Raw genomic sequence first — 21,998 nt, forward strand, 5'->3', positions numbered from 1 at the left:
TTGCGCCCTCTTGGCAAAAAGGCGCCGGGAGGTACGTGCATACGACCCGGCGCAAAAACTGCTCGATTGACAATCGGCAGTAGCGACGAAGGTGTTAACGGATACCGGCACCTGCCAGCGATTCCGGTGCCCATTGGGTCTTGCTCAGTGCCTCGCTGTACTTGATACCGCCGTATGGGCCTGGGAAGCCGACGGCGCTGTAGGTGCCGCCGACCAGGTCGTAAATCAGATAAGGCGAGGCATCCGGCACCTGTTGGTCGTAGCTTTGGCTGAGGAAGCTGTAGACGCCGCGGTACAGCTGGCCGTTGGCATCGTATTGGTCGGATGCCAGAGCGACCCAAGTGTCTTCATCCAGATAGAAGCGGCGCTTGGCGTAAATGTGCCGTGCCCCCGGTTTGAGCGTCGCCTCGACCACCCACACCCGATGTTTTTCCCAACGAACGAACTCGGGGGCCAAATGGTTGGGGGTCATTACCGGTTTCAAATCGCTCTGGTACGTCACACGGTAAGTGTTGTACGGAACGATCACTTCCTGTTTGCCCACCAGTTTCCAGTCAAAGCGATCCAGCGCACCGTTGAATACAAAGGAGTCGTCCCACGTTGAGGCCCCGGCGCTGCCCGGGTTCGGCGTGTCGTAGGCCAGGCTCGGTGCCAGTTTCACGCGGCGTTGCCCCGGCAGGTATTGCCAGCCACGGCGCGGTTGCACCAGCGGGTTGACCGAGTCGCGCAGCATCACAGCCTCACCGGCACGACGGGCCGGGCCGGTGAAGGTCAATTTGGTCTGGTAATAAGTGTCCGCGGCCGCCAGCTGTTTGGACAGGTCGTCATAGGCAGCGTAGTTGATCTGCGCGATACCGGTCGTGGCCAGACTGGCAACACCCGCGGAGTCGACGTTCCAGTTGTCATACTTAACTTGAAGATTGACGCCCTGGTAGCGCAGCAAGTGGTTCCAGATGGCTTCAGCGCCTGTCTTCGGGATCGGAAATGGAATGCCTGGCAGTGCATTTTCGATGGAGTTGCCGCCTTCGGTGGAGCGCGCCGCAGTGGCATTTTTTACTGTGTTGTCCAGCACGCCTTTAGGCAACGCGGCCGTGCGGTGGGTCGGGAACACCTCGACACGGAAGCTCGGATAACGCTTGACCAGTTCGGCGGTCACTGCGGTCAACTGGCCCTTGTATTGATCCACGTTCTTGCCATCGATCACCACCACTGGCTTTTCAGAAGCGAACGGATCGGGACGCGATTTGTCGCCCGTCTTGAAGCTGGCCGGCGGGGTAGTCAAGCCACCCTGATAGGCAGGAATGGAACCGTCGGCATTACCGGCTTTTTCAGCGCCGACCTGGGTCAACTGAGCACCCAGTTTCGCCGCTTCCGAGGCATCGACAGCAGCGTGGGTTGGCCCGGCGAGGGCCATGGCCAGGGAAGCGGCCATCAGGGTATAGGCGAATTTCATCTTGGTGTTCTCCTGCTTTCGCGAGGCTGGGTGAATCAGAAGGTGGTTTTCAGGGTCAGGTAAAGCGCACCCCGATCCTCGGTGGCACCGGAGCCGGAGGCCGAAGCCAGACCGCCCGCGTAGCAGGTGTAGCGCTGTGTACCGTCAAGGGCGTTAGGGGTCGAACCATCGTTTGCGCCGTCGTCGCAGTCAGTGGTTTTGCCGAAGGCGTCGACGTACTTGAGGTCGACGTAATACTTGTTGTAGATCGCAGCGCTCACCCCGACGGCGTAGTTGCCGGCATCTTCCGCGCCGCCCGCTACCACAGGTGAAACACCGTCGATACCGACGTTGACCGACATCGGAGCGCTCAGGTCCACACCGGGGAACACCTGGTACCAGGTCGGTGTGAAGTTGACGGCAATACCCCAGTTATCACGGGTGGGTTGGTCGATACCGCGATAGGTGTCTTCGCCCTTGTAGAGCGCCTTGTTTTTGCTATCGAGGCTCAGCAGGTTGCTGTAGTACAGCTCGCCCAACAGCGTGGCGGAATCGAACAGCGGCGTGTCAGCGATTGCCACCAGGCCATTGATGGTCCAGTGCAGCGTGTCGCCCGTGGCGGCCAGGCTGTCGCCGTTCCGCGGCACATCGGTGATGACGCCGGTACCCGCGCTACGTGCCGGGAGCAAGCCAAGACCCGCTTGCAAGCCGCCAGGCCCCGGAGCACTGATGATCGCCGGAATACTGGCCAGCGGCATGTTGTGGCGAATGTTCAAATCACTGCCAACGCTGACCCCGCCCACTTCCTTGGACAGGCTCAGACCGTAGATATCGATGTCATCGCCATAGGCGAATTCATAGGTGGCGGTGCTGATCGAGTTACGCAGCCCCGCTACACCGCCCACGCTGGTCAGGCCCCGAGTATCGAGGACCGCTTGCGGGAGAATGTCCGAGGTCTTGCGGTAGTACGCACTCAGCGTCCCGTCCAGCCACTCGGGCGACCATTTGAGCATCAGGCCCCAGTCACCGCGATTGTCCGGCGTGTAGTCATGTCCGCGCCGAACGGTGGTCAGGGTGCCATTCGGCCCCGCCAGGCCCGCGCCGCCGGTATGCCCCAGCAGGAACGACTGCGCACCGAAGCCGACCACGTCGGAACCGCTGTAGAACGTACCTGCCTCAGGCAGGCGAGCACCTTCCCAATCAAGGAAATACTGGGCGCCGAAGGTCAGTTCTGGAGTGAGGGTGAAGGTGCTGGAAATCTGGTTGCGCGGAACGAACAGTTCCTTGGCTTCGGTACCGGGTGATGCTGCTGCCTTGGCCAGGTCGAGGGACGCCTGGCCATAGCTCAGCGAGTGCACCGGATTGAGTACCGTCTCGCCCCAGAACACGTTGTGCTGGCCGGCCTTGATACTGAGCTGGGAATCGTCGCCCACCTGGGTGTTGTAGAACACGAAGGCATCGAGGACTTCGCCGGACGGCCCGCTGTAGTAGCGCTGGGCATAGTTGCTCAGGTGCGGGCTGCCGAAAATGGCCGGTGCCGCCGGACGCCCGCCAAAACCGGAAATCGACGAGTATTCATCGTTGCCGTTCACGAACGGGTTGGAGTTCGAACCGGTATTGTCATAAGCCTTGTCGTACCAACTGGCGGTGCTGACACGAAAGCCGGTTTTGTTTTGGTAGATCACATCCAGTTCGGTCAGCAGGTCGACACGGTTGGTGATGTTGGTGCCGCCCTTGCGGAAGTTGTAATCACCGTCGTTGCTGTTGGGCGTCCCCAGAATGCGCCTGTCGGCACTCTCCGTACGCACGCCATAGTTGTACTTGACAGTGTTGTCGAAACGAATGGACCAGTCCTCGCTGCCCATATCCAACTCGACAGCGTGGGCGGCCGGCAGACTCGAGGCCAGGATAGCGGTGGCGAGCAGTTGGCGCCGCGCGCAGAGATTGCGACTCTTCATCGGGTGATACACCTTTATTGTTTTTGTTGTGGCTTGCCGTCAGACCTGGCGGCTAACGACGGGTAAATGGGGGTTCAGGCTTCGGATGGATAAGCGCTAGTCCCGGAACCTACTCTAAGAGCAGCGTTGTGATCGGGATTGACTTATCGGGGCATCGGTTTGACATTTCGGGACGTCCGACAGACAGTCCCGAAAAACTCAGATGTAGGTGCCGCCACCGGCGTTGATGATCGAACCGACCAGGTAACACTCGTCCGACGCCAGGTGGGACACCAGCGCCGCGTACTCCTCGCCCTTGCCCAAACGCCCCAGCGGCATGACCTGCTTGAACACACTGAGTTCCTCAGGCGATTGCTGTTCCAGGTAGCGCTCGAAGGCTGGCGTCTGGACGCCACCCGGACAGATCGCATTGACCTGCACATTGGCGCCGGCGACCTCGTAGGCCACCGCACGGGTGAAGGCGATAACCGCACCTTTGGCTGCCGAGTAATGCGGGCTATGCGCGCCCATGGCGGAAATGCCAGCAATGCTGGCGATGTTGATGATCTTGCCGTAGCCCCGGGGCTCCATGCGCTGCAAGGCGGCGCGGGTGCAATAGAAAACGCCGTCGACGTTTACCGTCCAGAAGCGCTTCCATTCTGCATCGTCCATGTTGCGAGTGATCTCCAGCGACTGACGGGGCAGCGGTTGGGTCACCAGCGCGTAATGGCGCTTGCGTCGCTCGTCATCATGGGGTTTGTCCGGCACCAACGCAGCATTGTTGACGAGGATGTGCAGCGTGCCGAATCGCGCATCGATCCGGTCGAACATGGCGTTCACTTCAGCGCTCGACGAGACATCACAACGCAGCGCCAGGCATTGCGCGCCCAGCTCTTCGATCATGCCGCGCGTGGTTTCAAGCGCCGCCTCGTTGATGTCGCAAATGACCACATTGGCCCCTTCGCTGGCCATACGCAGGGCTATCGCCTGGCCCAACCCACCTGCGCCACCGGTAATCAAGGCAACTCGACCATTCATTTTCATGAGGCAACACTCCGTCTTATGGAAGACGCAGTGTCGCCCAGCCTTGGGGCTTGAGCCTTGACCTGGCGGGACATCGACCGTTCAGGTGGATGAATCGTTGCCAGCCTGCTTGCTGCGGTTGCGCCATGCCCGTGGCGAACAACCGAATTCAGTGCAAAACCAGCGCGTAAACGACGTCGGAACCGCGTAACCGATCATCATGCCGACACGCTGCAGGGAATAATTTTTGTTTGCCATGTAATGCAAGGCGAGTTCGCGACGCACAGTGTTCAGAAGCTCGGAAAATGTGCGGCCGGCTTCATCGAGTTCTCGTTGCAGGGTTCGCACGCTGACGCCTTTGGCATAGGCAACCTGATTGATGGTGGCGCGCCCGACCGGCATCAGCAAATAGATTGCCTTGCGCACATCGAAAATCACCGAGTGCTCGCTGGCGTCTGCGATCGAGTCCATGAACTGGCGAGCGTAAACAGCCATCGCCGGGTCGGCCTGGGGATTGAGTTGATCAATATCCTCCGCGTCGCAAACGATGCCATCGAACTCGGCGTCGAACACCACCCGGCAACGAAAGAATCGCGTGTGCTCCTGCTGGCTTGCCGGGGCCTCATGGCTGAAATGAATGCTATGCGGATGCCATTGACTGCCCATCAGCGATTTGCAGGTGCGATGAAGGATGCCGATCGCCAGTTCGGCCGCCTGGCGCTTGGGTACGCCCGCTTCGGCCATGATTTCATCGCGGATCAGCACCGTGTTTCCCACCGTTTCCAGGTTCATGGCCAGGGTCCGGTTGAGCAGGTGTCGATACTCGATACTGGTGAGCAGCATGTCGCGCAGTGTGCGCTGATGGCTGAAGAGCAAGCTGATGGCGCCGAGATCGGAGAGTCGTCGAGCCTCAGCCATGCGCAGGCCAAAGGTCGGGCAGGATGAGCGAGCGGCAGAGGACTCCAGCAGCTTGAGTGCCGCCTCCAGCGGCAGCATGCATTCCGGGTCATTCAACATGACGGCAGTCAGGCCGACGCCACGCAGCATCTCGCCCGGATTCAGGCCGAGGCTCTGGGCAACCTCCGTGTAGTTCTTGAGAGTTGCAGCCCGTACAAACGCGTCCATCGCACCTCCTCCCGTGATATCGACTGCCTTCTTCGATAAAGCCTGCAATCGATTATATGGGCACCGATTGAACACTGGTATTGGCACGTAATGAAAGGTTTTTGGCACGTGATGAGAGGTTTACATCCGCCGGCTGCCCCAAAGTACAAGCTATGCACCACCAACAACGACACCCTCAAAGCATAAAAACAACAACCGATTGGAGACATGCATGAACTTTCTAGACGGATCCCTGCACCCCGAAAATCAACAGAAGCTCGTCATTACCGTTGCTCCCTACGCGCCTGAGTGGATGCCTTCGGACTTCCCGGAAGACATCCCCGTCACCATGGCCGAGCAGGTGCAGATGGCGGTCGACTGCTACAACGCCGGCGCCACTGTGCTTCACCTGCATGTACGCGAGCTGGATGGCAAGGGCTCCAAGAGACTGTCCAAGTTCAACGAACTGATCGCCGGTGTACGCGAGGCGGTACCGGACATGATCATTCAGGTCGGCGGTTCGATTTCCTTCGCTCCGGAAGATGACAGCGATGTCGCCAAATGGCTATCCGATGACACACGTCACATGCTTGCCGAACTATCACCAAAGCCGGATCAGGTGACGATTGCCATCAACAGCAACCAGATGAACATCGTCGAGCAGATGTGCGAAGCCGATCTTGCCGGCACCAGCATTGCCACGCCCGAAATCTATCGCGCCTACCGCGAGATGACGATTCCGGCCGGCCCTGAATGGGTCGAAGAGCACATCAAGCGACTCTCGGCCAATGGCATTCAAACGCAATTTCAACTCGGTAACATCCCTTCGTTCGAAACGGTCGAGCGCATGATGCGTCGCGGCGTCTGCAACGTGCCGTTGGTCCTGACCTGGGTGGCGATTGGTGGCGGCTCGGACGCGCCCAACCTCTACAACCTGGCGAACTTTGTGCGTGCCTGTCCGGATGGATCGGTGCTGACACTGGAAACCGCCATGCTCAACGTCTTGCCGCTGAACGTAATGGCGATTGCCATGGGCATGCATGTGCGTTGCGGCACCGAGGACAACCTTTGGACTCAGGGCCGTGATCGCAAGATGAGCAATGTCGAGCAGATCGAGCAACTGGTGCGCATCTCCCGGGAAATGGGTCGCGAAGTTGCCAATGGCAAAGAGGCTCGCGAGATCTACAAAATCGGCACGTTCTACAAGGACGCCGATGAGACGCTGGCCGAGAACGGCTTCGCGCCTAACCGCAAATCCGGTCAGAAAGGCTTTACCCAATTCGGCTGAGTCGAACCTTGCGGGGCTCACGCTAGCCGTCTCTGCGTGCGTCCCGCGAGTCCCGCTACACATCATTTCAAGAGCTGCGAATGAACGCGGCCGTAACAAGAGGAAAGACTCCGTGACTTTGCATGCTCCAATGGAAGTACGCAGTGACACCTGGCAACGTGTCGCACGACCCTACGCCTGGGTGGTCTTCGCCCTGACCTTCGGCCTGTTGCTGTCAGACTTCATGTCCCGACAGGTACTGACGGTGGTTTTCCCGCAGCTGAAAGCTGAGTGGGGTCTCTCCGATTCCGAACTCGGCGCCCTCTCCGGCGTCGTCGCCATCGCCGTCGGCGTGCTGGCCTTCCCACTGTCCGTCGTCGCTGATCGCCTCGGTCGCATCCGCAGCCTGATCCTCATGGCCGCGATCTGGAGCTTTGCCACCCTGATGTGTGGTTTTGCCTCCGACTATCAAGAAATGTTCGTGGCGCGCTTCTTCATCGGCGTCGGCGAAGCGGCCTACGGCAGCGTCGGCCTTGCCGTGGTTCTGAGCATTTTTCCGCCGCAGCAAAGGTCCACAATCACCGGCGCGTTCCTGGCCGGGAGCATGGTCGGTTCTGTGCTTGGCATTGGCCTCGGTGGCGTCCTGGCGACCCATTTCGGCTGGCGCGCGTCCTTCGTTGGCATGGCAATTTATGGTATCGGCCTGACGGCGGTGTATGCGCTGGTCGTCAGGCCTGGCCGCCTTGAATCGCCGCGCCCGGCTGCCGGCTCGGATCAGCGTCAGGTTCTTCCCCCGCTCAGGAGCCTGTTCTCGACGTCTTCAGTGCTGAGTGTCTACATCGGCAGCGGCCTGCAATTGTTCGCCATCGCCGCCCTGTTGACCTGGCTGCCCAGCTACTTGAATCGCTTCTACGACATGCCGCTGACGAACGCCGGTGCGGTCGCGGCTATTTTTATGCTGTGCACGGCGGTCGGCATGCCTCTGTGTGGCGCCATCGCTGACCGCTTGTGCCACGGTTCGCCGACGCGAAAAATCAGATTGACCATGGGCTACTGCTTGCTCTGCAGTGCGCTGTTGACCGTAGCCTTTCAACTGCCGGTGGGCATGGCACAACTGGTCATGATCGGCCTGGCCATGTTTGTTGGCGGTGGCATTGTCGGCCCGTCCGGCACCATGGTCGCCGACCTGACGCCGCCGGCCTTGCACAGCACCGCGATGGCCACGCTGGCCATTGCCAACAACCTGCTGGGCATGGCCCCGGGCCCCTTCGTCACCGGTTTGCTCGCCGATCGCATCGGCCTGGCCTCAGCGCTGCAACTGCTGCCATTGGCCGGCGTTGCCGCCGCGCTGGTCCTGATGGTGGGGGTGCGCAACTACCAACAGGATCTTCAACGCGTCTGTGCTCAGCCCTGTTCCTGAGGCATGCGCAATGACACGTAGCGCCCATCGTCGAAGCATCCTCACCCTCTGCGAGACCTCGTCATGAACAACACCCTGGAACTGCCGGTCTCTGTCGATCCAGGTATCGGCAAGCGCACGCGTGTGCAGGCCGACGGTCGCTATATCGCTTTGTTCAATGTCGATGGCCGGATTTACGCCATCGACGACAGCTGCCCGCACAACGGCGCCTCATTGTTGTTCGGCCACGTCGATGGTTGCTGGGTGCAGTGCCCTGCCCATGGCCTGCGTTTCGACCTGGTCACCGGCTGCATGCGCGGTGGCGGGTTGAACGTACGCACCTATCCCGTCGAGGTCGCCAAGGACTGCATTCGAATCACCCTTCCCCTTCAATCACCCGCCACCAATAACTTCAATAGCAGGTTGATCATGACCCAATCATTCACCACCGCCCGTCATTGGCAACAGAGTTACGACGCCCGCGTACCGGCGGATATCAACCCCGACACCTGGCCTTCGGTCGTCGCGATGGCCGAAGATGCCATGCAGCGTCACGCCAGCCACACGGCATTCCACTGCTTCGACCGTTCTCTCAGTTATGCGGATGTCGACGCGCAGTCAGGCGCGTTTGCCGCCTACCTGCAACACCTTGGCGTGCAACGCGGGGATCGAATTGCGGTGATGCTGCCCAATATCCCGGCGTTTCCCGTCGCCATGTTCGGCGTCCTCCGGGCCGGTGCAGCCCAGGTCAACGTCAACCCGACGTACACCCCCCAAGAACTCTTGCACCAGCTCAACGATGCCGGGGTCCAGATCATTGTCATCATCGCCAGTGCCCTCCCTGCTCTGGAAGCGATCCTGGTCAGCACGACCATCAAGAAAGTCATCGTGGTGCAGCCGCGCGACACCCTGGACGGGCACGTCGAAAACGGCGATTTCGACATCCCGTCATCGTCGGCATTTCCGATGACGCGTTTCACCGCCGCCCTGCACGAGGGCGGCAAGCTGCAGTTGACACCGGTCGAGCTAACGGGTGATGACTTGCTTTTTCTGCAGTACACCGGCGGGACCACCGGCCCCTCGAAAGGTGCGGCGCTGTCCCACCGCAACCTCATCGCCAACATCATGCAGGCGCGGGCATTTCTTCCCGACATGTTCGACCCCGACGGTGACAACGTAGTGGTCACGGCGCTGCCGCTGTTCCACGTGTTTGCCCTGACGATCAATCTGCTGATCGGCTTTTCTGCCGGAGCCGAGAACTGGCTGGTACCCGATGCGCGCAATAGCGATGACCTGGTCGGTACGCTGATCAAGGCCCGCCCGACGCTGCTGACCGGGGTTAATACCCTGTACGGCGCGCTGGTACGCCATCCACGCATCGGCGAAGTGGATTTTTCGCGCCTGCGTCTGGCCATCGGCGGGGGCGCCGCGGTATTGCCGGCCACCTCGACTCTGTGGAAAAACATCACTGGTCAGGAAATCCTCGAAGGTTACGGCCTCTCCGAGACGTCGGCAATTCTGTGCCTGAATGTCATGGGACGCAGCCAGTTTTCGGCAGCTGTTGGGCTACCGTTGCCTTCGACTGATATTGTGCTGCTCAAGGACGATGATCAACCCGCCGCGCCAGGCGAGGCCGGAGAGATTTGCGCCAAGGGGCCGCAGATCATGTCCGGTTACTGGCAAAAGCCCACGGCCAATGCCCACGCGTTCACCGCCGAGGGTTACTTCCGCACCGGCGACATCGGCATCTTTACCGCCAATGGACTGCTCAAGATCGTCGATCGCAAAAAGGATTTGATCATTGTCTCGGGTTTCAACGTTTACCCCAACGAGGTCGAGGTGGTTGTCGCCAGTTGCACAGGCGTCAGCGAATGCGCCGTGATCGGCATGCCGGATGAACGCAGCGGGGAATCCGTGTGCCTCTACGTCGTCAAGGCCGCCAATGCCACGCTTGATGAAACCATGCTGATCGAACACTGCCGTGCGCACCTGGCGGCCTACAAAGTACCTCGCCAGGTGCGGTTCCTGTCGGCGCTGCCCAAGTCCACGGTGGGCAAGATATTACGAAAGGACTTGCGCGTACTTGCGATTGCGGGCAGTTCCTCTGAACTAACGGCGGTCAGTTGAACGACGTTACGTCAGGGCATTAACCCTCTTCCCAACCCAGCGACCCGAATGGCGAATGAAGGCCTTGTCCCGTTTTCATTCGCCATTCTCTTAGGCACATAAGCGACGGCATTTGGCACCAAATGAAAGGTGGCTGGCACCAAATGAGAAGTGCTCAAACCACCATCGCTCTAGAGTGAATCAACTGCCACACCGATGCCACATCCCCATGGTTCCGCCTGCGAGGACTTCACTTCATGAGCTCAATTGCTCTCGTCAATATTCACTCTCGCGTCCTCGAACTGGCACCGGGATTTTTCGTCAGCGTGATCGTTGCCACCGCGGCGGCCTTCCTTTCCGAGCACTATGGTGCGCCGGTTATGTTGTTCGCGTTGCTGCTCGGTATTGCGCTGAATTTTCTCGCCGGCGAAGGCAAGTGCAAGGCCGGTATCGAGTTCACCGCGCGCACTGTCCTGCGCCTGGGTGTAGCCCTGTTGGGGATGCGCATCACCCTGGATCAGATTGCGACCCTGGGCTGGAGGCCTGTGGCCTTGGTGGTGATTGTTGTGGTGGTGACCATTGCCTTTTCTGTTCTGGCGGCCAAGCTTTTGGGCTTCAATCGCCTCTTCGGCATGCTCACCGGCGGTGCCACGGCAATCTGCGGCGCCTCGGCGGCACTGGCCCTGGCTGCCGCGCTGCCCAATCACCCGCAGAAGGAACGCGCCACGCTGTTTACCGTGATCGGCGTGTCGGCGCTGTCCACGCTAGCGATGATTCTCTACCCGATGATCGCCGAGTGGTTTGCCTTGTCGCCGCAGGTGGCCGGGGTGTTCCTCGGTGCGACCATCCATGACGTGGCGCAAGTCGTCGGCGCCGGTTACAGCATGTCTACCGAGACCGGTGACACCGCCACCGTGGTCAAGCTGATGCGGGTGGCGATGCTGCTGCCGGTGATTCTTTGCGCAACGCTGATCACTCGTGCTCAGGGTGCGGACCCAACGGGAAAGCGCCCTCCGCTGCTGCCCATGTTCGCTGTCGGCTTCCTGGTCCTGGCGTGTATCAACAGCACCGGTTGGATAGCACCGGCGGTGCAGGGATTCGTCAATGAGTTGTCGCGTTGGTGCCTGGTGATTTCCATCAGTGCCCTGGGGATGAAAACCCAACTGAAGGAACTCGCCTCAATCGGCATCAAACCGATCCTGTTGATGGTCGGCGAAACCGTGTTTCTCGTGGGTTTGGTTCTTCTATTGCTGCACTGGGGGCTGTAAAGCGCGGGTTTGCGAAGGCCGCCCCGGCCTTCGCATCAGAGCAAGAGGTGACGTGATGATTTCAAAAGGTGCCTGCGACCGGCCCCTCGTCGGCCAGTTTTTTGGCTTCCTCAATGAGGATCGGGGCGCCGAGCGCCATGCTGTGGATGCCCAGAATCGAGGTGAGCTGCAGCACCGCCAGGATTTCCTCGACGGTGACGCCCAGTTCCAGCGCCTTGCGAATGTGCCGACGCACACCGGGCGCATACAGATGAGTGCAGGAAGCATCGACGGCGATGGCGATCAGTTCGAAGGTCTTGGGGTCCAGAATCCCCTTGCGTATCGGGTGCGTGGCCATGCCGAAAAACTTTTCCACCCATTGCGCGTCCAGCTCGGCCAGCGGGTCCCAGGCGGGATTCCAGCTGCCGGCGTCACGCATGGCATCGCAGGTTGGGGTGCCAGGGTTGGTCTGTTCTTCATTCATTTGCAGTTCCTCAAGGTTGAGTGGTTGCTTTCAACTCTAACGCTGCCGGTGCCCTCTGGCTTGACTCCAGGGGGCAGCGGCGTGACATCTCGGGACACGTGCAACGTATGGGTAATCGCTCAATGAAAGGTCTTGTTCGCAGTGCCAGCCTCACCAACTACGCGGAAATTGCCCGCTCGTTGAACGTCGATCCCATGCAGCAGTTGCGTCTTGTCGGACTTGACCCACGCTGCTTGCTGCAACCGGACCTGAAAATTTCCATCGAAGCCGTAGCACAGTTGCTCGACAGCTCGGCGCGAGAGGCGGGCGTGGAAGATTTTGGCCTGCGCATGGCGGAAAGTCGCAAACCCTCCAACCTCGGCCCCCTGGCGTTGTTATGGCGCGAACCAACCCTGCGCTCAGCCTTGAAGGCGCTCCAGCAATTCCTCCATCTGCACAATCAGGGGCTGGTGCTGGACATCGAGGAAAGCGGCGGTGTGGCGGTGCTACGGCTGGAACTGGTGTCGGTCAACCACTTGTTTGTACGCCAATCAGTAGAGCTGGCGGTAGCGGTGACCCACCGAATGCTCAAGACTTTGCTCGGCAACCATTGGCATCCATCCGCGATCTGTTTCCGTCACTGCAACGCGCTGGAAGATAGCCGGCATCAGCGTTTGTTCGGTACAACGGTACAGTTCAACTGCTTGATGGACGGCATCGTCTGCCGCACCAGCGATCTCGACCGCGCCCTGCCCAGTGCCGATCCGGAAATGGCCCGCTACGTACAACAGTACCTGAACAGCATTCGCGAAGATTCCCGAACAGCATTGCTGGAGCAGGTGCATCAAATGATCTGGATGCTGCTGCCGACTGGGCGCTGCTCGGTGGAACAGGTCGCCGCGCACTTGGGACGCGACAGACGGACGTTGCATCGACAGCTGACGCGAGAGGGTGAGACGTTTTCCTCGCTGCTGGATCAAGTCCGCAAGGAACTTGCATCACGTTACCTGGCAAACCCTCACCATCCTTTGAGCGAAATTGCCGGCGTTCTCGGTTTTTCCGAACTGAGCGCCTTCTCCCGATGGTTCAGCCGGCTGTTCGACTGCAGTCCATCATCCTGGAGAACCCAGCCCTCCCCGATCCCCCCAAGAAAGTCGTCTCTTGGGTTATTCAGTTAGAGGCTGTCGCAACGAACAGCCCATATAAAGCACCAGCTAGCGTGCGCCAGAAAGCAATGGCTTCAGAATTCACAAGACCAATCGGCCGCTGCTCGAAACTAGCCAATTGCGACAGGCAGCAGTCGGCCAAAAAAAGGCTTTCCTGAAGGTCAGCTTTGGATCGGTTTCAGCCGGTCGTGACAGGCAGAAATCGGCCAATAGCGGACGTTTGGGTCTGAGTCTCGATTGGCTCAGACTCCGGAGTTGAACCTGCTGCGCTAAGCGAAAAAGGCGCCAAATGGCGCCTTAACGTTATTAGGCGATTTTGATCACAACCTTTCCAAATGCTCCCCTCGCGAGATGCTCGTAAGCTTCTCGTGCTTTCTCGAACGGATATACCTGATCAATAACGGGACGGATCTTGTGTTCGTTGAGGAACGCGTTCATCCGATCAAATGATGAGCGCGGCGCCACGGCGATACCGCGAATGGTCGTCTGGCGGAATATGAGTGGTATCAGATTGAGTTCAACGGTTTGCCCTGTCAAAAAGCCGATCTGCGCAATACGCCCCGATGCCTTGGTTGGTGCGACCGATTGATTGATGCCGCTAGTCGCATGATGGCGTCCGTGATGCCTTGAGCATTCGTGTCCAGTGTTTCCATGGCCGCAATTGCGTTAGCGGCGGTACTCCCCACTCCATTCTCAGAGAGCCACTTAGTCACCTCTTCAATGGCCGCACAAATGGCGTGCAGTCGCAGCGTGAGAGCGTCGGCTGTGGCTCGTACTGGCGCGGCTGCCGACGCAGAAGATGAGTCAGATTGACGAGTTGCTGCCGCTTAAGTGGCAACCAGCGTAATCAGGCGAGGTGGGTTCGCCAGCCGCTTACGGGTGCCCGGAAGGTTACCCATTAGCTTTACCGCTGACCACTCAACAGTAAGAGCAGTTGTCATATCGCCGATTAATTCCGGTTTTTTGGTGAATATCAGTGCAAGTTTAACCCAGAGACAGCTATTTTACGGCCTGACTTTTTTCATGATTTCTTCTATCATTTTAAGCGTGTCCGAGCCACGCCCCTCGATAAGCTCAACATAAAAATTGCTGTAAGCATCCGAAAGCTCCCGATATTTCCGAAGGTTTGATTCATCCATGATGCGATGGCCTGGTATATCCCTTGCTTCAACTTGGGTATTGATCTCACCACGCTCAGCTGCGGATATCAAATGCTCCATTTGCCCGTACAAAGCCAGTGCTGCCGGTTCTTTTTCTTTATACAATTCGAGTTGTTTTCGCAATTCGATTGCGGTCTGTTTTAACGCTAGAATGTCCATGCTAATTCCTAATTGTCAATTTCGCCAATGAGTTTTGCTGCAGACCACTCTTGCCGATTAGGCACCAGATATTGTACCGCCTCTCCCGTTCTCGTGATTCTACCCCCAAATTCTACCGTTGGCGCGACCTTGCTAACGAAAACTTCAGTAGGCTCAAGTGGCTTAATTTCAAAAATAGAATATCTGGCATTTTCACTGATGACCGGCAAACCGAGTGAATCCGCTAGAGTTTTATCGGACTTAGCTGCCGCCTGCAATTCTTCCATTGTAGTGAAAAATGGTGAGTAGTCGGAAATGCCTTTTTCACCCACAGGTACGATCTTCACAAGCGGCGTTCTTATGCTAGTGGTAACGGGTACAGTACTTCCTGATGCCACTTGGCCAAAAGCTCTCTCTAAGAGACTTGCAGATGATGCCTTAGGGTCTGCCAATGCGAGTTTAGCGATGTATTTTTGCCCGTCCGCACTCTGGAGATAATTATGGATTTCCTGGTTACTTAAGCCCCTTGGCTCAAATGTCTTTACCGACTTTCGTTTGTTTTCGGCTGAAACGAATTCAGTATCTTGCTTCGCGTAAAACTCGCGCATCTGATTTTCCCGCGCCAGCTTCTCAACTGAAGTGACCCCCCTAATCTGTAGCTCCGGATGCTCCAAAAGTAGTTTTTCGTTTTTCGTGAGCCATACAGCGAACGGCCTGTTGGATATCTCTGATCGAAGCTTGGCACTTCTCGTCGCAATACTTTCCACGCTGTTGACCACACCCGCTTTCATCTGCCCTCGGGTGAGATAGGTGACAATTGCCGTCAGTAGCAGCAACACCAATTGCTCTTGCCCTTGGGCCAACTGTCTGGCTGCGCGTTCTTTGCGTTCCTGGATCATCGCCGCTGAACCGCCAGCCGGGTCGAGGCCTGGATTTTTCAAGCCGTCTTCCGCTTGCCACGCGGTACAAAGACCTTCAAATATCGTTGATAGGCAGGGCCCTATTCCCGCCGAGAAATAACCGGTGATGGCGTACAACCCCAGCGCTGCCATGATCAAGTTACCGACCTGCAATCCGACACCGGCGCCGATTGCTGCGCCAGGCACGGCGCCAGCACCAAAGCCAAGGGAGCCGACCGCTCCACCCAGAGCGGCGCCGATCGTCACGCTACCGCCCACGATCATCACAACTTCCTGCAACAGTTTGAGCAACACCGGCAGAATTTCGTTGATATTGATCGACGCCCATTTGCGGCTGATGTTCATCTGCATGATGGGGACAGATAGGGCCATCGCGTGGCGGACGTTATCGATCCGATGCCCGCCCACGTACCCTTAGGCTTGAGTGGCGCCGTTGCTGACGCGGCGGGTAAAGCCGTTCCAGCCGTCGTGGGCGCTTTGGAAGCCGTCATCAATGCCCTCATTCAACGCATTGAATTTCTGGTCGAAATTTCGTTCGATGTCGTCCCAGCTGGGCAGGTTGGTTAAAAGATCCATTTACTCGTGAAGTCCTTGAGAGGAGGCGGGGCTGCCACACTTGTTGAAAGCTCGGCCGGATACTGGCAGGTTGCCCATTTATGAACGCGAATGCTCGAAAACATTTTCAAACGGGGGCTATTTTTTTCATCGCCGTTACAAAGGGCACTAATGTCAAACAGACATTGTTGGTATTTACTTAATGCTCAAATGCTCGCAACCCTGTGCGGTAGGGGTTCAAGGCTGTTCTGATTCGCACGTTTCTTTTGAATTTCCTCGAAAGGGGGGAATTGGGCGGATGATCGTGATCCGCTGGTGAGCGTAATGTCGGCTGCTCTTATAAAGCGGTGTAAGTAAAATGCGCATAGATGATCTGTTCGATACGCACATACCAAAGGGTGTCCTCACGCACCTGCCGACGCAGCGGGCGAGTGAAATTGAGCAGTTGCTGCCGCATAGGTGGCAACCGGTTTAATCACGCAAGGCGTGACGCCCTGATGCATACCTTGACCAGACACGCCGTAGTGACGACCGGCAGAATTGGGGGGCTTGAGCTTTCCCCTAGGGCAAGGAATAAGCTACGTTTTCACCAGTAGAAACAGGAGTTTCCATGCTTACCATCGGACAAATGGCACGTTGTCACGGGCTTACTACCAAGACGCTTCGCCACTATGACAGCATTGGCTTGTTCACCCCGGCCCTGACCGGGCGCGACAACGGCTATCGTTATTACCAGCCCGAACAGATCATTACCCTGGGCCGAATTGTCTGGCTAAAGCAACTCGGTATGCCACTGGAGGATATCCGCATACTGGCGAACAGTGGCGGGCTGGACAGTGTCGTAAGCCACCGTGAGTCCCTGGAAGCGCATGCCCGCAAGCTCAAAGGTGCCATCGCCCGCGACCAGCAGGTGCTCGACCAACTCACTCGCTACCTGGCTCAGCCAGAACGTTCCATGCCGGCGATGCAAACACCTGAGCGAATCTATTATCCATCGCTGCGAATCATGGGGATGAGCTGGCAACAACAGGACGAAGGCACTATTGGCCAGATGTGGGAACGCTTCTTTCCACGGGAGAAGGAAATCGATCGTTTGCAGGATCCAGTCGGAACCTTCGGTGTCTGCCAGCCATTGGATGACGGCCAATGGCGTTATGTCGCAGGTTTGCCGGTGAATGCCGATGCACCACTGGTGCCAGGCATGGTGGAATTGCAGATACCCGCTCGCTATTACGCAAAGGTAGAGCATCACGGCACAGTCACTACGTTGCCGGAAACCTTCCGCGCCGCTTACAGTGAATGGCTGCCTGCTGCCGGCATGGAGCCAGACGAAGGGGTGGAGTTCGAATACAGCGGTGAGCGTTTCCTAGGCCCCATGCACCCGGACAGCGTGACCGAAATGTACATCCCGCTCAAAAACTGACGGCCACATAGAGGCAGGCTCCACTGCCTCTTTGACGCAGCAAACAGCGAACATTGGACAGCATCAGCTTTTGCAAATGGCACCTCCCTCATAATTACTGAGTGAAATGACGAGTCAGGAAAAGTCATCGTCCTTACACGTGTGCGCGGGGCAAACCTTGTTTCATGAGCGGCTGCTCCGGGTCGATTGTCGCCCTTTGGGATGGGCAACAATCGGCCAGGAGCAGACATTCATGGTGGCCGGGATCAACTGCTGAATCAGACGCTGATCAAGGTGGTCTTCACACCGCTTGATCTGGGAACAAACAAGACCGCCAGTGCGACCTTGCTTACTCCTTACATCTCAACCTGTGTGCCCAGTTCTATCACTCGATTCAACGGCAACTTGAAGTACTTAAGGTTGCTGTTGGCGTTCTTGAGCAAAAAGGCGAAAAGGCTTTCTCGCCAACGGGCCATACCGATGCGCTTGGTCGGGATCACCGTTTCCCGGCTCAGGAAATAGGTGGTACGCATCGGGCTGAAGTCCAGTTCGGCCAAGTGACAGAGACTCAACGCCAAGGGGACATCGGGCTCCTCGATAAAGCCAAAGTGCAGACTGACCCGGAAGAACCCTTCGCCGTACGCTTCAACCTCAAACCGTCGATCAGCACTCACACGAGGGCTATCTTCAGACACCACAGTGAGCAATACCACTTGCTCATGCAAAACCTGGTTATGCAGCAGGTTGTGCAGCAGCGCATGCGGAACGGCATCGGACCTGGCTGTCAGAAATACCGCTGTACCTTGTACCCGATGAGGAGGCTGCATGCGGATGCTACCGATGAACAGTGGTAGAGGCAGCGCGGTTTCGTCCAGCCGTTCAACAATGATCTTGCGGCCCCGTTTCCAGGTGGTCATCAAAATGAACAGGCCAATACCAGCAACCACCGGGAACGCACCGCCCTGGAAGATCTTCGGAGCATTGGCCGCGAAGTACAGGCTGTCTACCAGCAGAAAACCGAGCAGCATCGGAACGGCCAACCAGCGCGGGGTTTTCCATAGCAGCAGGACGACGGCCGAGGACAGGATGGTGGTGATCAGCATCGTGCCCGTTACAGCAACGCCATAAGCAGCGGCCAAAGCACTGGAAGACTCGAAACCAAGTACCAGCAGCACAACGCCGACCATCAGCGCCCAGTTAACAGTACCGATGTAAATCTGTCCCTGCTCCTGGCTGGAGGTATGCTGGATAAACATGCGAGGCACATACCCAAGCTGGATGGCTTGGTGTGTCAGGGAAAATGCGCCGGAGATCACGGCTTGAGAAGCGATGATGGTCGCCAGTGTGGAGAGCGCGACCATCGGCAGCAGTGCCCAGCCCGGCGCGAGCAAATAAAATGGATTGCGCACCGCCTCAGGGTTTTCCAGGATCAAGGCACCTTGGCCAAAATAATTGAGTACAAGTCCTGGTAATACCAAAATGAACCAAGCGCGGGCAATGGGTTTGCGACCGAAGTGACCCATGTCTGCATACAGTGCTTCGGCGCCCGTCAGCGCGAGTACCACTGCACCAAGGATGGCCACACCGATTCCCGGATGAGCGATAAAAAAATGCGCCCCCCAGTATGGATTGAGCGCTTGCAGTACTTCCGGGCGCTGCAAAATTCCGTAGATCCCTAGCGCGCCCAAAACGACAAACCACAACACCATGACCGGACCAAACAGGATGCCGATGCGAGCCGTACCGTGCTTCTGTATCAGGAACAGCGCCACCAGCACGATCACTGACAAGGGCACAACCCAGTGCTCGATTCCGTCAAACGCCAACTGTAGCCCTTCAACCGCAGAGAGCACCGAAATAGCCGGGGTGATCATGCTGTCCCCGTAAAAAAGTGCCGCACCGAACAGGCCGAGCAGTACCAGTACCTTGCTCATGTGCGGGTAAGGTGCGGCCGCGCGGCGGGCTAAAGCCGTCAACGCCATGATGCCGCCTTCACCCTGGTTGTTGGCACGCAGGATGAACAGTACATATTTGATCGAAACGACCCAAATCAGTGACCAGAAGACCAACGACAGAATACCCAGCACGCCGTCGTGGTTGGCCTGAACACCGTAGTGGCCAGAAAATACTTCTTTCAGCGTGTAGAGGGGGCTTGTGCCAATGTCGCCGTAAACCACCCCGACAGCAGCGACGAGCAAGCCCAGTCCTGACGTTTTGGATTGCGGGATTTCATGTACTCCGACTGCTGTTTCACTCAAGGGTCGCTTCTCTCGAATTACGGGGAGGAAGTGCATGCCATCCTTGGGCAAAACGATATGCCCAGGCCACTGAGGCCTCAAGGCGCATGGACGTTCTAGAAAGTCGCGGCCAGTATCTTTGAGGGCGGAAACAGCAGTCGTAAAGAAAGCGTAAAAAATTTACGGCAGATATTCGAAATATCAGATCAGATCTAGCGGCTTGGGTCTGTTCGACATTGTCGTTTAGTGGCAGTGGTAGTCGTTTGTTTTATGGTTGCGATGACAACCTTTTGCATCAGTGCCGCCGCTGTGTGCGAAGGCAGCAACGGACGTAATCGCAAGTAAAGCGGCGATCAAAATGGCGGACAGTTTCATCAGTACCTGCTCCATGCTTTCGTTTTTACATCCGTGAGACATCTCACACCCCGCAGAGTATGGCTGATTGCCTTCACCGGCAAGTATCTTCCTGACTGCTTCCCCGGCATTAGATGAACGGCTGAGCGCCTATTTCTTGAGCTCCCACTGGCTCTAGCTTAGGATGATTCAATATCCCCCCAGGGGGGATGCAAGATCCCCCGCAAACGAGAAATTCGTCGCTCTCATTTTCGAGTAAAGCTCGACAACCAGATGGGCATCCGCTTCTTCATGTGAGACTTCTCATGCTGAAAATCCTCGCCAACCGAACCTACCGTCACCTCTTCCTAGCACAAGTGATTGCGCTCGTGGGGACTGGCCTTGCCACAGTCGCACTAGGTCTACTGGCGTTCGACCTTGCGGGTGCCCAAGCGGGAGCCGTACTCGGTACGGCGTTGGCGATCAAAATGACGGCCTACATTGGCGTTGCGCCGATTGCAGCGGCTTTTGCAGAGCGCCTTCCCCGTCGTGCAATGTTGGTGTCGCTGGATCTGGTGCGAGCCTTCATCGCGTTGGCTCTGCCGTTCGTGACGGAAGTCTGGCAAATCTATGTGCTGATTTTCGTTCTTCAGTCGGCCTCGGCGGCGTTCACCCCGACGTTCCAAGCGACCATCCCTGACATCCTTCCGGATGAAGACGACTACACCCGCGCCTTGTCGCTTTCGCGTCTGGCCTACGATCTCGAAAGTGTCGCCAGCCCGATGCTCGCCGCCGCACTGCTGACCGTGATCAGCTTCCATAACCTGTTCGCTGGTACGGTCATCGGCTTTCTTGCCTCCGCCGCCCTGGTCGCCACTGTGCCGCTGCCCAAGGCGAAGCAGGTACCACGACGCAGCATTTACGAACGAATCACCCGTGGCATGCGCATATTCCTGGCCACGCCCCGCTTGCAGGGGCTGCTGGCTCTCAATCTGACAGTGGCTGCCGCCAGTGCAATGGTCATAGTCAATACGGTGGTGCTGGTGCAGTCGCGCCTCGCTCTGCCTCAAAGTTCTACTGCATTGGCGCTGGCTGCGTTTGGGGGTGGCTCCATGGTCGCGGCACTCGTCTTGCCTCGGTTGTTGAAAAACATCAAAGACCGAACGGCCATGCTGTTTGGCGGCGCAATATTGGTCGCAGGTTTATTGATCGGCATTAACATGACCACCTATAACTTCTTGCTGCCGTTATGGGTAGTGCTCGGGGTGGGCTACTCCCTGGCACAGACTCCGAGCGGTCGACTGTTGCGTCGCTCGGCACATGCCGAAGATCGACCGGCTTTGTTTGCCGCCCAATTTGCTTTATCTCATGCTTGCTGGCTGATTACCTACCCGTTGGCGGGATGGCTGGGAGCGAACATCAGCCTCACGGCGTCGTTTGTTGGGTTGGCTGTGGTGGCAGGTGGTGCACTGGTGGTCAGTATCGTGATTTGGCGTCCAGCCCATGACCAAGAGTCGATCAAGCACACCCATGAGAACCTGCCGGAAGATCACACGCACATCGGCAACCAGAAAGGAGCGGATCACGAACATCCATACGTGATCGATGATCAGCATCGCCGGTGGCCCAATAAAAGATTGTGAAGCCTCAAGACTTTCCAAGCCTGATGACCGGCATTCAAACCAAACGTATAACTTGCAGCAGTTCAGTGAAATTGGGCATGACTGGCCTAGAGGTACCTGGTGATTTGCTTGAAGGCTTCCAGTGGTGCGGGCTCGCCATTGTTCAACGCCGAGACGGTGTCCTCCAGGCAGTGATCGATGTGATCCTGGATGAGCGTGCGCTTGGCTTGGCAAATCGCTTTCTCAACAGCATGCAGCTGCTGGGCGATGTCCACGCACTCACGACCCTCTTCGATCATGGTGATGATGCCGCGTAAATGCCCGTCCGCCCGTTTGAGACGTTTGATGATCGCCTCGTGACTTTGGTGGGTGTGGGGATGGCTGTGTTCGTGTTCGTGCTCACTCATGACTTGAGCCTCAGGCCTCAATGAATTACGCTGGCATCCTATCCCCCCTAGGGGGATGTGGTCAAACGCGTAAAAGCCCC

17 protein-coding genes and 2 pseudogenes are annotated in these 21,998 nt (G+C 57.7%); 7 read left to right on the forward strand and 12 right to left on the reverse strand.

What is annotated here, in order from left to right:
* Positions 1 to 94: 94 nt before the first annotated feature.
* The 4 genes from NQL71_RS21635 to NQL71_RS21650 all read right to left on the reverse strand — a co-directional run bounded on the left by NQL71_RS21635 (position 95) and on the right by NQL71_RS21650 (position 5,517).
* Entirely contained in the window at positions 95 to 1,453 is a 1,359-nt protein-coding gene (locus NQL71_RS21635; RefSeq protein WP_077182633.1) for a DUF1329 domain-containing protein, read from the reverse strand.
* A 35-nt stretch (positions 1,454 to 1,488) separates the two neighbouring features.
* Positions 1,489 to 3,390, reverse strand: a complete 1,902-nt coding sequence (locus NQL71_RS21640) for a DUF1302 domain-containing protein (RefSeq protein WP_274643254.1) — start codon at positions 3,388 to 3,390, stop codon at positions 1,489 to 1,491.
* Positions 3,391 to 3,588: 198 nt separating this feature from the next.
* Complete coding sequence (locus tag NQL71_RS21645; RefSeq protein ID WP_274643255.1) at positions 3,589 to 4,413, reverse strand: SDR family NAD(P)-dependent oxidoreductase; 825 nt, start codon at positions 4,411 to 4,413, stop codon at positions 3,589 to 3,591.
* A gap of 81 nt (positions 4,414 to 4,494) precedes the next feature.
* Positions 4,495 to 5,517 carry an AraC family transcriptional regulator gene (locus tag NQL71_RS21650; RefSeq protein ID WP_274643256.1) on the reverse strand — a complete coding sequence of 341 codons (1,023 nt, stop codon included), beginning with the start codon at positions 5,515 to 5,517 and terminating at the stop codon, positions 4,495 to 4,497.
* A 211-nt stretch (positions 5,518 to 5,728) separates the two neighbouring features.
* On the opposite strand from NQL71_RS21650, the gene NQL71_RS21655 reads away from it, so the two are divergent.
* From NQL71_RS21655 to NQL71_RS21670, 4 genes are all read left to right on the forward strand, one after another.
* Positions 5,729 to 6,784, forward strand: coding sequence for a beta-keto acid cleavage family enzyme (locus NQL71_RS21655; protein ID WP_274643257.1), 1,056 nt, complete (start codon positions 5,729 to 5,731; stop codon positions 6,782 to 6,784).
* Positions 6,785 to 6,914: 130 nt separating this feature from the next.
* Entirely contained in the window at positions 6,915 to 8,183 is a 1,269-nt protein-coding gene (locus tag NQL71_RS21660) for an MFS transporter (RefSeq protein WP_274643302.1), read from the forward strand.
* 63 nt (positions 8,184 to 8,246) lie between these two features.
* A complete protein-coding gene (locus tag NQL71_RS21665; protein ID WP_274643258.1) occupies positions 8,247 to 10,289 on the forward strand; it encodes an AMP-binding protein in 2,043 nt (680 codons plus the stop codon).
* A 236-nt stretch (positions 10,290 to 10,525) separates the two neighbouring features.
* The gene (locus NQL71_RS21670; protein WP_077182625.1) at positions 10,526 to 11,536 is read left to right on the forward strand and encodes a YeiH family protein; all 1,011 of its coding nucleotides are present in this window, start codon (positions 10,526 to 10,528) and stop codon (positions 11,534 to 11,536) included.
* Positions 11,537 to 11,597: 61 nt separating this feature from the next.
* Here the strand turns inward: NQL71_RS21670 and NQL71_RS21675 are convergent, their stop codons facing one another.
* On the reverse strand, positions 11,598 to 11,999 hold the full coding sequence (locus NQL71_RS21675; protein ID WP_077182624.1) for a carboxymuconolactone decarboxylase family protein: 402 nt from the start codon (positions 11,997 to 11,999) through the stop codon (positions 11,598 to 11,600).
* A gap of 122 nt (positions 12,000 to 12,121) precedes the next feature.
* On the opposite strand from NQL71_RS21675, the gene NQL71_RS21680 reads away from it, so the two are divergent.
* Entirely contained in the window at positions 12,122 to 13,156 is a 1,035-nt protein-coding gene (locus tag NQL71_RS21680) for an AraC family transcriptional regulator (protein ID WP_274643259.1), read from the forward strand.
* A 294-nt stretch (positions 13,157 to 13,450) separates the two neighbouring features.
* Here the strand turns inward: NQL71_RS21680 and NQL71_RS21685 are convergent.
* From NQL71_RS21685 to NQL71_RS21700, 4 genes and pseudogenes are all read right to left on the reverse strand, one after another.
* Positions 13,451 to 13,741, reverse strand: a pseudogene (locus NQL71_RS21685) (zinc-binding dehydrogenase); the annotation flags it as partial.
* Positions 13,678 to 13,893 (reverse strand): hypothetical protein, encoded by a 216-nt coding sequence (locus NQL71_RS21690; RefSeq protein WP_143512386.1) that lies wholly within the window; start codon positions 13,891 to 13,893, stop codon positions 13,678 to 13,680. The pseudogene NQL71_RS21685 and the gene NQL71_RS21690, both read right to left, overlap by 64 nt.
* Positions 13,894 to 14,148: 255 nt before the next feature.
* Entirely contained in the window at positions 14,149 to 14,463 is a 315-nt protein-coding gene (locus tag NQL71_RS21695; RefSeq protein WP_046815174.1) for a hypothetical protein, read from the reverse strand.
* 8 nt (positions 14,464 to 14,471) lie between these two features.
* Positions 14,472 to 15,938 (reverse strand): annotated as a pseudogene (locus NQL71_RS21700) (DUF6861 domain-containing protein).
* Positions 15,939 to 16,527: 589 nt separating this feature from the next.
* Here NQL71_RS21700 and NQL71_RS21710 point away from each other — a divergent pair.
* Entirely contained in the window at positions 16,528 to 17,340 is an 813-nt protein-coding gene (locus NQL71_RS21710) for a MerR family transcriptional regulator (protein WP_046815172.1), read from the forward strand.
* 335 nt (positions 17,341 to 17,675) lie between these two features.
* Here the strand turns inward: NQL71_RS21710 and NQL71_RS21715 are convergent, their stop codons facing one another.
* Complete coding sequence (locus tag NQL71_RS21715) at positions 17,676 to 19,577, reverse strand: potassium transporter Kup (protein ID WP_166618885.1); 1,902 nt, start codon at positions 19,575 to 19,577, stop codon at positions 17,676 to 17,678.
* A 222-nt stretch (positions 19,578 to 19,799) separates the two neighbouring features.
* A complete protein-coding gene (locus NQL71_RS21720) occupies positions 19,800 to 19,931 on the reverse strand; it encodes a YHYH domain-containing protein (protein ID WP_166618886.1) in 132 nt (43 codons plus the stop codon).
* A gap of 284 nt (positions 19,932 to 20,215) precedes the next feature.
* Here NQL71_RS21720 and NQL71_RS21725 point away from each other — a divergent pair, with 284 nt between their 5' ends.
* Entirely contained in the window at positions 20,216 to 21,532 is a 1,317-nt protein-coding gene (locus NQL71_RS21725; RefSeq protein ID WP_274643261.1) for an MFS transporter, read from the forward strand.
* Between the two features lie 86 nt (positions 21,533 to 21,618).
* On the opposite strand, the gene NQL71_RS21730 is transcribed toward NQL71_RS21725, so the two are convergent.
* A complete protein-coding gene (locus tag NQL71_RS21730) occupies positions 21,619 to 21,918 on the reverse strand; it encodes a metal-sensing transcriptional repressor (RefSeq protein ID WP_274643262.1) in 300 nt (99 codons plus the stop codon).
* Between the last annotated feature and the right edge of the window lie 80 nt (positions 21,919 to 21,998).

The sequence above is a fragment of the Pseudomonas serbica genome (assembly GCF_028823535.1).
Lineage (GTDB): Bacteria > Pseudomonadota > Gammaproteobacteria > Pseudomonadales > Pseudomonadaceae > Aquipseudomonas > Aquipseudomonas serbica.